The organism is Sphingomonas sp. AC522 (assembly GCF_979258125.1).
In genome coordinates, this window is sequence record NZ_OZ409836.1 from 1,428,472 (window position 1) to 1,443,006 (window position 14,535).

General features: G+C 64.5%; 13 protein-coding genes. 6 read left to right on the forward strand and 7 right to left on the reverse strand.

Translation table 11 applies throughout. The features are described from left to right. Nucleotides 1-120 precede the first annotated feature (120 nt). From ACZZZM_RS07065 to ACZZZM_RS07085, 5 genes are all read left to right on the forward strand, one after another. Entirely contained in the window at nucleotides 121-1,743 is a 1,623-nt protein-coding gene (locus ACZZZM_RS07065; RefSeq protein ID WP_463594401.1) for a hypothetical protein, read from the forward strand. Further along, entirely contained in the window at nucleotides 1,725-3,332 is a 1,608-nt protein-coding gene (locus ACZZZM_RS07070; protein WP_463594402.1) for a Dyp-type peroxidase, read from the forward strand. The genes ACZZZM_RS07065 and ACZZZM_RS07070 overlap by 19 nt, the downstream gene beginning before the upstream one ends. Then, entirely contained in the window at nucleotides 3,329-4,564 is a 1,236-nt protein-coding gene (locus ACZZZM_RS07075; RefSeq protein WP_463594403.1) for a cytochrome P450, read from the forward strand. The genes ACZZZM_RS07070 and ACZZZM_RS07075 overlap by 4 nt, the downstream gene beginning before the upstream one ends. A 219-nt stretch (nucleotides 4,565-4,783) precedes the next feature. After that, nucleotides 4,784-7,987, forward strand: coding sequence for a TonB-dependent receptor (locus ACZZZM_RS07080; protein WP_463594404.1), 3,204 nt, complete (start codon nucleotides 4,784-4,786; stop codon nucleotides 7,985-7,987). 131 nt (nucleotides 7,988-8,118) lie between these two features. Then, nucleotides 8,119-9,009, forward strand: a complete 891-nt coding sequence (locus ACZZZM_RS07085; RefSeq protein ID WP_463594405.1) for an ROK family protein — start codon at nucleotides 8,119-8,121, stop codon at nucleotides 9,007-9,009. Here the strand turns inward: ACZZZM_RS07085 and ACZZZM_RS07090 are convergent. From ACZZZM_RS07090 to ACZZZM_RS07105, 4 genes are all read right to left on the reverse strand, one after another. Next, nucleotides 9,006-9,299, reverse strand: coding sequence for a hypothetical protein (locus ACZZZM_RS07090; protein WP_463594406.1), 294 nt, complete (start codon nucleotides 9,297-9,299; stop codon nucleotides 9,006-9,008). The genes ACZZZM_RS07085 and ACZZZM_RS07090 overlap by 4 nt on opposite strands. A gap of 37 nt (nucleotides 9,300-9,336) precedes the next feature. Then, nucleotides 9,337-9,630 (reverse strand): hypothetical protein, encoded by a 294-nt coding sequence (locus tag ACZZZM_RS07095; protein WP_463594407.1) that lies wholly within the window; start codon nucleotides 9,628-9,630, stop codon nucleotides 9,337-9,339. Nucleotides 9,631-9,660: 30 nt separating this feature from the next. Next, the gene (locus ACZZZM_RS07100) at nucleotides 9,661-9,966 is read right to left on the reverse strand and encodes a hypothetical protein (RefSeq protein ID WP_463594408.1); all 306 of its coding nucleotides are present in this window, start codon (nucleotides 9,964-9,966) and stop codon (nucleotides 9,661-9,663) included. Between the two features lie 80 nt (nucleotides 9,967-10,046). Further along, nucleotides 10,047-10,670 (reverse strand): DNA-3-methyladenine glycosylase family protein, encoded by a 624-nt coding sequence (locus ACZZZM_RS07105; protein WP_463594409.1) that lies wholly within the window; start codon nucleotides 10,668-10,670, stop codon nucleotides 10,047-10,049. Nucleotides 10,671-10,733: 63 nt separating this feature from the next. Between ACZZZM_RS07105 and ACZZZM_RS07110 the strand changes: the two genes are divergently transcribed. Continuing rightward, complete coding sequence (locus ACZZZM_RS07110; protein ID WP_463594410.1) at nucleotides 10,734-11,051, forward strand: 2Fe-2S iron-sulfur cluster-binding protein; 318 nt, start codon at nucleotides 10,734-10,736, stop codon at nucleotides 11,049-11,051. A gap of 302 nt (nucleotides 11,052-11,353) precedes the next feature. Here ACZZZM_RS07110 and ACZZZM_RS07115 read toward each other — a convergent pair whose 3' ends face one another. From ACZZZM_RS07115 to ACZZZM_RS07125, 3 genes are read right to left on the reverse strand one after another with little or no spacing between them, the layout of a single operon-like run. Further along, nucleotides 11,354-12,085, reverse strand: a complete 732-nt coding sequence (locus tag ACZZZM_RS07115) for a hypothetical protein (RefSeq protein WP_463594411.1) — start codon at nucleotides 12,083-12,085, stop codon at nucleotides 11,354-11,356. 21 nt (nucleotides 12,086-12,106) lie between these two features. Then, nucleotides 12,107-12,853 carry a 23S rRNA (guanosine(2251)-2'-O)-methyltransferase RlmB gene (gene rlmB / locus ACZZZM_RS07120; RefSeq protein WP_463594412.1) on the reverse strand — a complete coding sequence of 249 codons (747 nt, stop codon included), beginning with the start codon at nucleotides 12,851-12,853 and terminating at the stop codon, nucleotides 12,107-12,109. Further along, entirely contained in the window at nucleotides 12,853-14,430 is a 1,578-nt protein-coding gene (locus tag ACZZZM_RS07125) for a M20/M25/M40 family metallo-hydrolase (RefSeq protein WP_463594413.1), read from the reverse strand. Before ACZZZM_RS07125 ends, rlmB begins: the two co-directional genes overlap by 1 nt. Between the last annotated feature and the right edge of the window lie 105 nt (nucleotides 14,431-14,535).

The following is a 14,535-nucleotide window of genomic DNA, read 5'->3' on the forward strand; positions in this document are numbered from 1 at the left end:
GCGATCCGCCCGAAAGGGTCCCAAATCTCCTATCAAAATGGCTGAGCCTGTGTGAGCCTCCGGTTCGCTGGTCTTCGGACCCGCGGTGTCTTGCGTTCCGGAAAGCGGGGGAAGCTCAGGATGCGCCAAACGACCTTGTCCGTTGCGCTCGAAGTAAAGCCGGAAAGTGCCGACCATTTGTCGCGCCTGCTCGACAACCTGCGCGACCGGCGCAATCCCGATCCGTCGGGCGGCACCGGGCCTTTCGCCGATTTCCTGACGCTGGTGCCGGCGCTGCATTTCATGTCGCTCAGCGTCTTTCCGAGTGGCGAATACGATCCGCTTTTCGTGCTGGAAGCCAATTTCGACGGAACGCCCGGCCCGTTCTGGGCGCAGTTCGAAGCCGCGATCGGCCCCGATCTCCGAACCTTCCTGCGCTGTTGCAAGCGTCCGCTCGACAATGACGGGCCGCTGTTCGATTCGATCACTGCGCGGCATAGCCGCGCCCCGGTCGCGCCCTATTTCGAGCGGCGCGCGCTGACGCCCACGGTGTTCCACCACGGCAATCGCGGCATGACCCGCGACCGCATCCTTGCCGAGCATTCGCTGTTCCTCGGCACCCGCGCCGAGCTGGGCGATCCGGCGGGTGGGCGCACGCCCTATCACCGGCTGACTCCGGTCGAGATCCACAACCGGCTTCGCACAGCGCTGCTGCCCAGGTTCGACTGGCTCAATCAGAAGGCGCCCGCGCGCATCCCCTTCTGGCAGGGGTTGATGGATTATGTCCACCTCACGGTCTTCGTGCTGCTCGTGGTGTTCGTGCTTTCGCTGCCCGGGATGATCGTCAAGCTCGAGATGCCGTGGGAGCGGTATCTGATCCTGCTCGGCGTGTTGTTCGCGATCTTCGCGGCACTGCTCAAGAAGATAGGCGTCGCGCTGCCGGGAACCGCGACGCCCACCAAGTTCAGCTTCATCAAGCTTTCGATCCAGACGCTGGTGCCGACGCTGATCTTCCTGGGCATTTATGTCGTGGTCGCCGCGGCGGCGGGAACCGGCATTTCGATGCTGATGACCGGGCGCAGCCTCGCGCTTGCATGGAAGGATATGCTGATCTGGCTGGGCTGGGGCTTGGTCAGCCTGCCGGTAACGCTGGCGGCTTTGGTCTTCTGGCTGCGCTGCCTTGAGCGCGCCGATGCATCGCAGGATGCGCCGCCGGTCGATCCACAGATGCTGCGCGAAATGGCGCGGCGCGAGGATTGGATCCCGCAGAACCATATGGGATCGGTCGTGCTGATAAAGCCCGGCATATTACGCATGATCATCATCCGCGCCGGGCATCACGGATTGGGGCTGGCGCTGCGGATCGTCGCGCGCAGCGGCTATCTCGGCTCGATGCGCACCATTCACTTCGCGCATTGGGCAATGGTCAACAACAAGTCTCGGCTGATGTTCTTCTCGAACTTCGACCAGACCTGGGAGAGCTATCTCGACGACTTTATCGAGAAGGCGCATGGCGGGCTCACGCTTGCCTGGTGCTGCGGGGTGGGCTTCCCGCCCACGCGCTTCCTGGTCAAGGACGGCGCCAGCCATGGCCGCCAGTTCAAGGAGTGGGCCCGCCATTCGATGACGGTCAGCCGCTTCTGGTATTCGGCGTATAAGGACCTCACCGCCGAGCAGATCGAGCGCAATTTCCGCATCGCCTGCGGCCTGCGCAAACCCAGTCTATCGAGCAAGGAGGCGGCGTCGTGGATCAACGACCTGTGAGCGAGCCGGGCGGTTCGCCGCCAAGCTGGCGCCTCGCCAAACCGCACGACACGCTGACCCAGGGACTGGTGGTGAGCGGCTTCGCCTCGCTGCCCACGGGTCGCGCGCTGTTCTTCGAATTCGGCTGGAGCGGGGTCCGCAAGAAAAGCGGGGGAGACTGGCTGAGGGCGCTCGCCGAAATCGCGCCGGTGACCGACGCCGACGGGCGCGACGAAAAATGCGCGGCGATGGGCTTCACGTTCGAAGGCCTGCGCAAGATGGGGCTGAACAAGAACACGCTCGCCTCTTTCGACCGCCCCTTCAAGGAAGGCATGTTCCAGGAGGACCGGCTGCGCCGGCTGGGCGACCGCCGCGGCGAGGAGTGGCTGCAGACGGTGATCCCCGGCGGGCCCAAATGGAGCGGTAACACTCCGCTCGACGATGCCGCGAGCGACGACGAAATCCGTCCGTTCGACGATATCGACGAGCATACCAGCGAGACGCGGATCAAGACCCCGGTGACGGTGCACGCGCTGCTGATGCTCTACGAGAAGGACGAGGATGCGGCGGAGGCGTGGTGCGCCCAGGTAAGCGCCGCGCTGGCGCCGTTCCAGGTGACGGTGGTCCACCGCCTGCCGCTCGACCTTAAGCTAGACGAGCATGGCATCGCGCGAGAGCATTTCGGCTTTGCGGACGGCATCTCGCAGCCGGTGCCGTATGAAGACGATGTGGTCGTGTACAAAGGCGGGCAATCGGCGCCGCACGATTATTGGAATGGTGTGCCGTTGGGCGAGATCCTGATGGGGCACATGAACGGCCATCACGAAGTCGCGCCCGGGCCCGTCGTGCCCGACACGCCCGAGGGCCGCGCTGCGGGACTGCCTGAGCATCCGAGGGCGGAGGGCTTCCTCGATCTCGGGCTCGACGGCAGCTACATGGTTGTCCGCGAGCTCAAGCAGGATGTTGTCGCTTTCTGGGCATCGATGCGCGCGGGCGCCGAGCGCATCCGGGCCAGCGATCCCGAACATTCATCGCATGTAACCACGACGTGGCTCGCCGAGCGCGTGCTCGGGCGCGACACCAAGGGCAATCTGCTCTGCCCCGCGGGGGTGCTCCCGGTCGACAAATATGGCCAGCCCGACAATGCGTTTGGTTTCTTCGACCGCGACTTTCATGGGCACGGCTGCCCGCTCGGGAGCCACGTTCGCCGCGCCAATCCGCGTGACGGGCTCGCGCCCAAGCCGGCCGACAAGCAGACGCTGCTCGACGCCGCGAACAATCACCGAATTCTGCGCCGCGGCCGCAAATATGGCAGCGTGGTCAGCATGCCGCCCAAGGAGGACGGGGTCGATCGCGGGCTGCTGTTCGTTGCGCTCAACACAGATCTCACGCGCCAGTTCGAATTCATTCAGCAGACCTGGCTGCTCAACTCGAATTTCGCCTTTCTCTATGACGAGACCGATCCGCTGCTCGGCCCGAAGGGATCGATGACGATCCCCGAGGACCCGCTCCGCCGGATCGTCGATGTCGAGACCTTCGTGCAGATGGCGGGTGGCGAGTATTTCTTCCTGCCGAGCATGCCGGCGCTCCGCTATCTGGCAGCGCTGTGAACGCGCTCACCTCGCGCGAAGTGCTTCGCCCGGAGAAGAAGGGGCTGGGCGGGCTGATCCAGCGGGTGATGTTTGCGGGCATGCCCTATGTCTTCGCCTTCCTGCGGCGGTGGAGCCCGATCACCAGGCTGGGGAGCATGTACGTGACGTCGCGTTACGACGATGTCCGCGAGGTCTTCGCCACCGATCCGGCGTTCGGCGTGCCGTACAAGCCCAAGCTCGACGTGATCATGGGCGGCCAGCCCTTCTTCCTCGGCATAGGCGACACGCCCGAATATCATCACGATACCGATGCGATGCGCAAGGTGATGCGGCGCGATGATCTGCCGATGCTGGGCCGCCAGGTCGAGGCTATGGCAGAGAGCATCGTCGCCGCCGCGCCCGGTCGGATCGAAGTGGTCGATACGCTGGTCCGTCGCGTCACTTTCTCGGTGCTCGGCGACTATTTCGGCGTGCCCAATCCGCCCGGCGGCGATCTGCGCGTGTGGGGCACGCGATTGTTCGAATTCCAGTTCGTCGGATCGATGAGCGACAAGGAGTTGCGTGCCGAAGTCGATCAGATCGCCCCGGCGCTGCGCACACACATCCAGAGCGAGATCGAGCGGCGCCGCGCGGCGCCCGGCAAGGACGACATCCTGTCGCGGTCGCTCGCTGAGCAGATAGCAGGAACGAGCGGTTTCAGCGACGACCAGATCCGCACTGCCTTGATGGGATTTATCGTTGGTGGGCCGCCCCAGCCGCCGATGGTTGTGCCGCAGGCGATGGAGCAATTGCTGCGCCGTCCCGATGCGCTCGCCGGCGCCCAAGCGGCCGCGCGTGCCGACGATGACGATTTGCTCTGGCAATATGTGCAGGAAGCCATGCGCTTCGATCCGCTGGCGCCGGGGCTGCCCCGCAATGTGCTGAAGGATTGGACGCTGGCCAAGGGTACGCCGCACGAGCGGACGATCCCAGCGCATTCGACGGTGCTGGCCGCCTTTGCTTCGGCAATGAAGGATCCGCGCCGGGTGGCGGATCCGGGCCGCTTCGATCCGGATCGTCCCGCGAGCGATTATATTCACTTCGGCTACGGCCTGCATCAATGCTTCGGCATCCACATCAACCGCGCGACCCTGCACCTGATGCTCAAGCCTCTGCTCAAGCGGCCCAATCTGCGGCGTGCGCCGGGGCGGGCAGGGCGTCTCCACAAAAATGGTCCATTTGCGGCGTCGCTTTCCATCCTTTTCGGCTGAGTCGGCACCGCCAGCGCTGTCAGATAAACTCGGACAAGTCTGGCCGCATTGCAGCAATTAATGGTGCGGAGCGGTAAGTGCCTGCAGCAAATCAGAAATAAATGGCGGCAAATGTATGAGTTGACAGACATAACCCTCCGTCATAGCAAATGTGACCGCTAACATCGCACTTTTGCGGTGGAACGGCACGGCCCGTCAGAGGTCATATTGGAGGGGACTATGCGCACTCGTTCTGCGACTGATTTCACTGCGCGCCGTGCTGCAATGCTGGGCGCCGTCCTGCTGGCGGGAACGGCCTGGCCCGCGCTCGCCCAGCCCGCTGCCGATCCCACGCACGATCCCGTGACTGCGCAGGATACGCCTGCGGCACAGACGGCCGATCAGGGCGAGGAAGTCGTGGTCAGCGGCTATCGCGCATCGCTGCAGAGCTCGACCAATGCCAAGAAGAATTCGACGGGCTTTGTCGACACCATCTTCGCCGAGGATATCGGCAAGTTCCCCGACACCAATATCGCCGAATCGTTCAATCGCATTCCCGGCATCACGATCAACCGCGAAGTGACCGGCGAGGGCCTCAACGTCGCGATCCGCGGGCTCGGCACCAATTTCACGCGCGTGCTGCTCAACGGCGCACCCGTAGCGGTCGCATCGACCGGGCGAACGGATTCGCAGAACACCAATCGCGAAGTAGATCTCGATATGCTGCCCACCGAGCTGTTCACGCAGCTGACGGTGAACAAAAGCGGCATTGCCAGCATGGTTGAAGGCGGCGCCGCGGGCACGGTCAACATGCGCAGCGCCCGCCCGTTCGATAATCCGGGCATGCACCTGACCTATGGCGGCCAGCTGACCAAGAACACCAATTCCGATCGCTGGGGCTATCGCGGTTCGATGCTGGCCAGCGCGACCTTCGGCGATTTCGGCGTGCTTGTGGGCGTGGCTGGGGTGCGGAACTACGTCCGCACCACCGGCTATGAGACGATCGGCTGGACCAACCCGGCGCTGACCGCGGCGCAACGCACCAGCGGCACGCTCAATTCGACTGGTGGCGGTAACTGGACGATCCCCGCGACTGTTCCCGCCAATGCCGGCAATGGCCTCGTTACCGGCACTGCGATCGACCAGGCTTTCCTGCTGGCGCGTAATCCGGGCGCGACAATCGACCAGATCGACAATGGCATCATCCCGCGCCTTGGCCGTCCGATGGACGAGTTCGGCACCAAGGAGCGGCTCAACGCGATCGCCAGCCTGGAATATAAGGGCGACGGTTTCCACGCTTATGTCGATGCGCTCTATGGCAAGAAGGACAACAAGCTCGAGCGCGTCGACGTCAATTGGGTGGGCCGGAACGGCGCGGCGATCCCGCTGAACACGACCTATGATCGCAGCGATTGCACGACCGGCTGCGTGGTCAATACCGGCACCTATGCCAATGCGCAGTGGTTCCTCGAATATCGCCCGCATCTCGAGCAGACCGAGTTCTGGGGGATCAACCCGGGCTTCGACGTCGAGATCACCGACGATCTCAAGCTCCAGCTTCAGGGCAATTACACCAAGAGCGATTTCCATCGTGAATCGCCGACCGTGCTGGTGATCACTCCGGCAAGCTCGGGCGTCACGGTTTTCTATGACAATACCAAGGGTGACATGCCGAGCGTCACCACCAACATCAATCTCAACAATCCCGCCAACTTCGGCTGGCCGGGTGGGCGCGTGAACATCCAGGACGAGCGCCGCAACACCGAGACCAAGGGCGTGCGCGGCGATCTCACCTGGGGCAGTGACCGGCTCAACCTGCGGGTCGGCGGCGCCTATGACGATGTGTCGCGCCGCATCCGCGCATTCGACAACAGCCAGAACTGGCAGAACGCGGTGTGCGGCAACCGGCCGACTGTGAACCTGCCGGGGCCGAACACCCAGCCGGCGTGCCAGGGGCTCAACGTCGCCGGCATGGCTGCCCAGGCCAATGCTGCCGCCAATGCGCTCTACGGTGTGCCCGGCACGCCTTATTATCCGTCTTATCCGGCCTATGGAACGGGCTCGACCACCGGTTCGACCGGCCCGGTCACCTATCAGGGCTCGCTGATCCCCAATGCCGCGGTGCCCAGTTTCCTCAGGCCCGGACCCAGCGGCTTCGTGACCGTGGACTGGGAGCGGTTCAAGGCAGCCTCGAACTACGACGCCTTCCACAACGCCGCCGGTGAAGCGGGCTCGGCAAATACCGGCGCCAATGGCGGCTATGTCCGCGAGAAAACCAAGGCTGTGTTTGCCGAGGTCAATGGCGATCTGCCGCTCGGTGGGGGCAACGTGCAGTTCAACGCCGGCCTGCGCTATGTCGCCACCGATCAGACGATCGGCGGGCGGGTGACGATCACCGATCCGCGCAACAATGTGGATCCGGACGGCGTCGGCCCGCTTCCCGCGGCCTGCCCGGGCGGCGGTGCCAACCTGCGGGACGGCTCATGCTATCCGAACATCGTCAATTTCGTCTACACGAACGCCAAGTACGACAACTGGCTGCCCTCGGCGAGCGCGGCCTTCCACATCACCGACAATGCAGTAGTGCGCGCCGCGGCATCGCGGACGATGACGCGGCCCAATCCCAATACGATGCTGCCGGGCCTAGCCTTCACCAGCCCCTCGGCGGACATCGGCACGGTCGGCAATCCCTCGCTCACGCCGTATATCTCGACCAATTTCGACCTTGGCTTCGAATATTATACCGGCCGAGAAGGCTATATCGGCTTCACTGCCTTCCGTAAGGCCGTGACCGGCTTCACGACCAATGGCAGCGTCACCGTGCCCTTCGCTTCGCTGGCGGCATATGGCGTGACCTATGACACGCTTTCGCCGACCCAGCAGACCGCGATCAATTCGCGCGGCGGTCCCGGCACGGCGACGGTGGTGCTTAACCAGCAGGTCAATGCCAGCGGCACGCTCAAGGTCAACGGCCTCGAGATCAACTGGGTGCAGCCGCTCGACTTCCTGCTCGGCGGCTTCGGGCTCAACGGGTTCGGCTTCAATGCCAATCTGACGCTGCTCGAACAGACCGGATCCGGCGCCGCACCGGCAGTGGCGGTGGGCGTGTCGCCGGTGACGTACAATGTGACGGGCTATTACGAGCAGGGCGGGTTCAGCGTACGCCTGTCGACAACCTTCCAGAAGGGCACGCTGACTTCGGACCCGAACCAGAACGGCATCGCGCTGGCACGGCTCTACTCGGACGATTACCAGCAGTTCGACTTGTCGGCGAGCGTCGACTTTGCCGAGATCCTTGACGTGAAATGGGCGCCGCAGCTGACGCTAGACGTCCAGAACCTAACCAAGCGCAGCCAGCGCAGCTACTTCCAATTCGAGAACGCTGCCTTCACGCTCTACAATCCCGGACGTCAGGTGATGGTCGGGCTCCGCGGCCGCTTCTAGGAGCACCGCGGCAAAAGGGGGCGTGGCGGCCGGGAGTAACCGGCCGCCGCTGCCTACTCCGAAACTTCCGCATCTGGAGCCGTACTCGGACGGCCTCTTTTTTGTGTGCGCCGCTTGGGCTAGCCCGAGGAATGACATCCTCTCCGTTGATCGCCGGCCTCGAGCTGGGCGGCACCAAATGCGTCGCGATCCTCGGCACCGGGCCGGACGATGTGCGGGCGCGCGAGACGGTGCCGACCACCGATCCGGCCGCGACGCTCGCGGCGATCGAAGCGGTGCTCGATGGCTGGCAATTCGATGCGCTCGGCATCGCCAGCTTCGGACCGGTCGAGCTCGATCCGGCCAAGCCCGATTTCGGCTCGATCACTGCGACGACCAAGCCGGGCTGGACCGGGACCGACCTGACTCGCCGGCTGGCGGCGCGCTACGCCAAGCCGCTGGCGATCCAGACCGATGTAGTCGGCGCGGCGCTGGCCGAGGCGCGCTGGGGCGCGGCGCAGGGGCTGGCGACGCATGCCTATATCACCATCGGGACCGGAGTAGGCGTCGGGCTGATCGCCGGAGGCATGCCGGTGCAGGGAGTTACGCATGGCGAGGCAGGGCATATGCGGGTGCCGCGCGCGGCGGGGGATGGCTTTGCGGGGTGGTGCAGCTTTCACGGCGATTGCGTCGAGGGACTGATATCGGGGCCGGCGCTGGCGGCACGGTTCGGCTGTCCGGGGCAGGGTCTGCCGGAGGACGGGCCGCAGTGGGACTTGTTCGTCCATGATCTGACCGGGCTGCTCCACAATCTCGTCACGACCGCGGCGCCCGAACATATCGCCATCGGCGGCGGCGTGATTGCGGCGCGCGAGCATCTCTTTCCGCGCATCCGGGCGCAGCTTGCGCGGAGCATTGGCGGCTATGGTTCGCTGGCAGCTTATGGCGAGACGCTCGACCGGCGGCTCGGCCCGCCGGGGCTGGGCACGCTGGCCGGGCCGATGGGGGCGATCGCGGTGGGGCTGGGGGCGATCGGCGCTTAACCGCCGCCGAGCTGCTTTTCCAACTTGGCCGCTTCATCCCAGCGCTGGGTGCCGCGCATGCGCTCCAGTGCGGTCTGGTTGCGGATATCTTCTGCTTCCCACTCGCTAACGGTGCGGCAGCTGACCTTCTGCATCAGCGATCCGGTGGTCATCGAGCGCTTGCAGACACGCTTGTTCTTCTTGTTCTGCGTGCCCGTCACGACGACGCTGCCGTCCTGTGGTGCGGTGGGCATGTCCTGGATCAAAGGCGAGGAAATCCCGAGCGCGGCCATCAAAACAATAAGCAGCATCTGATCCTCCACAGTCAGCGTGACGCGCCGAATTGATTCAGGGCTTGCCGAGCAGTTCCTTCTCGCTGGCGGCAGCGTTGCGCCAGCGCTGATCGCCCTGCATCCGCTCCATCGCGGTCTTGTTGCGGATATCCTCGGCCTCCCATTCGCCGAGCGTGCGGCAGGTGACCTTCTGCATCACCGAACCCGTAGGGGTCGAACGCTTGCAGACGCGCTTGTTCTTCTTGTTCTGCTCGGCCGTGATGACGACGCTACCATCCTGCGCGATGGGCGCATCCTGGAGCGGCGACACGGCCGCGAGCGACGCAGTCATCAGAATAGTAAGCAACATAAAACCTCCATGCCCCGATCGGCGAACACGCTATTTCGGGAGATCTTCCTTCGGCCTGAGATCGTTTTCGTATCGAACCGCTTCGCGCCAGCGATCCTCGCCGCGCAGACGATCGAGGGTCGAGATGGCCTTGTCGGTATCCGCATTCCACTCGGCCGCGGTGCGGCAAGTGACTTTTTGCATTACCGAGCCGGTCGCGACCGAACGCTTGCAGACGCGCTTGCTGGACTTCGCCTTTTCGCCCGTGACGACAACGCCACCATCCTGCGCAGGCGCGTCTTGTACAGGAGCCGAAATGGCCGCCAGCGACGCCGCGAAAACAAGATTTAGAATCATCGAGCCCCCAAGCCCCTCCGAGCAAGCGGCGGGAAATACAGTATTTGATGCAGGTACGCTACCGGCTTTGATTCCGGCATTTAGATCACATCCATGTCGACCTTGTAATGGTGCCAGGCGAAGATTGCCGCGGCGCCACGGTGCGGGCGCCAAGCTTCGGCGATTTCGCGAATGGCTTTTTCACTGGGGCGCTCGGCATGGCCGAGCAGGCGGCCGATCTCGATCTGAACCGCCAGGTCGCCGGCGGGCCAGATGTCCGGGCGCCCTTCGGCGAAAAGCAGGTAGATCTCGGCCGACCAGCGGCCGATTCCCTTGATCTTGACGAGTTGGGCGATCGCCTCTTCGTCGTCCGCGGGGAGATTATGGAGATCGAGCCCGCGGTTGCTCACTTCCTCGGCCAGGCTGCGCGCATAGCTGGCCTTTTGGCGAGAGAGCCCCGCCGCGCGGAGAGTTTCATCGGAAGCAGCCGCGACGACCACGGGATCGGTCAAATCGCCGACTCCGGCCTCCAGCTTCTTCCAGATTGAGGCGGCCGCGGCGACGCTGACCTGCTGGCCGATGATCGTGCGCAGCAACGTTTCATAGCCGCGATCGCGCAGCCGCGGCTCGGGATAGCCGGCGCGCTTCAGCCCCGCGGCGATGGCCGGCTCGATCCTGGCGAGCGCATCGAGCGAGGTCTTCAGCTGTTCGGCGCTCAGGCCCATCGGTCATGTCCTTGAAACGGAGCGGCGAAGGCGGCATGGGACGCCCAACCGGAGGAGTATCGCATGCCCAAGCTTATCGTCGTCACCCGCGATGGGGAAGAACGCGAAGTCGCGGGAACCGCCGGGCTTTCGGTGATGGAAGTGATCCGCGAGAACGGTTTCGACGAATTGCTGGCGCTTTGCGGCGGCTGCTGCAGTTGCGCGACCTGCCACGTGCATGTCGATCCGGAATTTGCGGCCAAACTGCCGACGATGAGCGAGGACGAAAACGACTTGCTCGAAAGCTCGGCCGACCGCGACAGCCGCTCGCGCCTCTCGTGCCAGATCCCGTTCACCGACGAGCTCGACGGGCTGCGCGTGACGATCGCCGACGAGGATTGAGGCGAGCGGCCCGCGAATGTTCCCAATCTTCGCACTGACCAAGGGGTCTGCTGGCGGACGCGGGGACCGGGGTGATTAGGAAGCCGGGTTCGGGGTGCAGGTTCGGCATGGAGCCGAACGAAAGCAGAACAAATCCTACAGCGCAAGCACGATTTACGCGCTGCTCCCCTCCCTGAAAGGGAGGCGTTGGGGGGTAGGTTGCAAGCCAAGGGCGAGCCCGGGGCAAACAGAAATGGACGGGGCATCGAGCCCCGCCCATTTCTAACCCACCCTTGCCCCTCCCTTTCAGGGAGGGGAATAATTCAGATCCCCCGCAGCTTGAGCACGGCCATTGGGGCGTCTTCGCTGGTGGGAGTTACCTTCCAGGTGATCGACTTGTTCGCGCCGCTCGCCGTGGCGCCATCTTCCTGGTTCTGGCTGACGATCTCGGCATCGGTGATCAGCGTGAAAGTGCCGTCGAGATTGGCGGTGGCTTCTTCGCCCCCACCCATCGAATTGGCGCTGTCGTCCTGCTTGGCGAAGCCGGGCGCCTTGATGCGGACCTGATCCTTGCCGCGCAATTCGACGGCGACGAAGGGGAAGATCAGCCCGGTATCCTGATTATAAGGGAAGACGAAATTGTGAGTCAGCGTGCCGCTGATCGCATATTCGACATAGAATTTACCCTCGCCGCGATATTCGACCAGGCTGTAGCCCGCTTCCTTGACGAGCTTGGCAGCGACATCGCGATATTTGGCGTCCTTCTCGGCCTTTTGCTCGGGCGTGTCTTCGAGCGAGGGCATTGCGCTGTTGGCCAGCGCATCGCCTTCGCTTTGGTTTCCGCTTTCATTGGCGAAGGCCGAGGCGAAGCCGCCCACCGCCTTGCCCATCAGCCCCGCCACATCGACGGCGAGGACTTCGCCCTTGTAGCTATAAGTGAAGCTGCGATCGGCGTGGATCGTCATCACCGACACGAACTTGCCCGGCACGAACAGGCACGCGGCCAGCGCGAGCGGGATCAGGATCACGGCGGCAAGCGCCTTCCAATGCTTCATCTTGCTTCCCCCCGGAAATGTTCAGCCGCGCGTGGCGACTGCATAGAGCGCGATCGCCGCGGCGTTCGACACGTTCAGGCTCTCGACCTTATCCGAGATCGGAAGCTTCGCAAGCTGATCGCAATGCGCCTCGGTGTTCTGGCGCATGCCTTCGCCTTCTGCGCCGAGGACGAGGCAGATGCGCGCCTTGCCCATGACCTCGGCGAGGGTCTTGTCGGCATGGCCGGTGAGCCCGATCCGCCAGAAGCCCGCTTTCTCGATCTCTTCGAGCGCTCGGGCGAGATTGACCACGCGGACCCAGGGAACGACTTCGAGCGTGCCCGCCGCCGAGCGCGCGACGGTGCCTGATTCGGGCGGCGCGTGGCGGTCCTGCGTGACGATGCCGAGCGCATCGAACGCCGCTGCCGAGCGCAGGATCGCGCCGACATTGTGCGGATCGGTGACCTGATCGAGCACGATCAGCGGTCGGTCATCGCTCTCGCCCTGCGCAAGCAGATCGCCCAGCCAGATATCCTCGAGCGGATCGACATCCATGACCAGCCCCTGATGCGGCGCATCGCCCGGCACCAGCCGCCCGAGATCGGCGGCATTGGCATAAGTGACCTGGATGCTGGGCGGGATCTGAATCCCTTCCAGCGCCTCATGCGTGCCCCAGATCTGGCGCACGGTCCGCTCGGGATTGTCGAGCGCGGCGAGCACGGCGTGACGGCCATAGAAACGTGGCCGCGACGCCGGCGCCTTGCTCGGGCGATGTCCGCGCTTGGCCATTACTGGCCCGCCGCCGGCGCGGTGTACGGGTAGAGATCGCCTTCGTTGGGCTTGGTGGGGACGGGCAAGCGGGGCAGCGGCTTGTCTGCATTCGCGGCGTTGACCAGGAAGGCGGCGAGGATGATTGCGCCCTGGCGCATATCCTCGGCCTTCAGCGCATCATAGGTATCGAGATTGGTGTGATGCCGCAGGCTTCCGTAATCGAGCGGATCTTGGATGAACTGGAAGGCAGGCACGCCGACGGCATCGAAGCTCATATGATCGGTGCCGCCGACCTTGCGGATCGCGACCGTATCTGCGCCCATCGAATGGAAGGGCTTGAGCCATTCGGCGAAGATCGGCGCGACGGCAGCGTTGTTCTGCACATTGATCCCGCGGACCTTGCCCGAGCCATTATCGAGGTTGAAATAGGCGGCGAGCTGGCCATGGCCGGCGAGCGGGGTGATCGGCCAGCCCGAATTCTTGCGGCCGTTTGCCTCGGGACGGCTGGCGAGGTGGCGCTGGACATAATCCTGGGAGCCGAACAGCCCCTGCTCCTCGCCCGACCACAAAGCGAAGCGGATCGTGCGCTTGGTGCGGATCCCCGATGCCTTGATGATCCGCGCGGCTTCCATCACCATCGCGCTGCCCGCGGCATTGTCTGCAGCGCCGTCGCTCGCGGCCCAGCTGTCGAGATGCGCGCCGGCCATCACATAGCCTGCGCGCGGATCGGTCCCGGCGATATCGGCGATGACGTTATAGCCCTTGGTGTCGGTATCGTCGAAGCGGACCTGGCTGCCGAATTCGACCACCGGGGCGGCGCCCATCGCTGCCAAGCGGGCGAGGCGGCGATAATCCTCCTGCGCGATCTCGATGCCGGGGAGCGGCGAGCTATCTCCCACGCCGAAGCGCGAGCCCTGGCCGTGGACGATCTTGCCGGGGCGCATCGACATGGTCGCATAGCCGACTGCGCCCTCTTCCTTGAGAAAGGCTTCGCGGGCGCGGGCGAGGATTTGGCGCGTGCCGAAGTTGAACGGCGGACGGCGGGTGAAATCGAAGCTGTCGAATTTGGCGAGCTCGCTGTCGCTCCAGCGCTTGAAGGGTGCGTCCTCCAGATCCTTGGGCGCCTCGGGATCGCTGATCAGCACCAGCTTGCCCGCCAGCTTGCCCTTATATTGCTGGAGCGAGGCGATATCGGCCATCGGCGCGACGATGATCGGCGCGCGGACGGTGCCCTCCGTGCCCTGCGTCCAGACGATCGGCGCGATGGTGAGCTGGATCGGACGCGGCTCGACCATGCGCATGAACGAGCCTTGCGATTCCCAGCCGCGGCCGAAATCGAAGCCTTCCTTGTGGACCGCAGTGAGCCCCCATTCGCGGAACTTGGCGGCGGTCCAGTCCTCGGCGCGGCGCATGCCCGGCGAGACCGTCAGGCGCGGGCCGATCACGTCGGTCAGATATTGGGCGATGCGCATCACTTCGGAATCGTTCGTGCCTTCCGCGACGATTCGCGCAGTCTCGGGTGCGACGGTCTGCGCGGCGAGGGGGAAGGGGGCGATGAAGGCGGCGGCAGTCAGGAAGGTTGCAAAAGCGCGCATGAAACAGGGCCTCGCGGAAGGGAAAGGAAAGCGCGGACGCTAGGAGCGGCGGCGCGCGCGCGCAAGGCGTTGACAGCCGGGCAATGGGGCGGCAATGGACCGCGC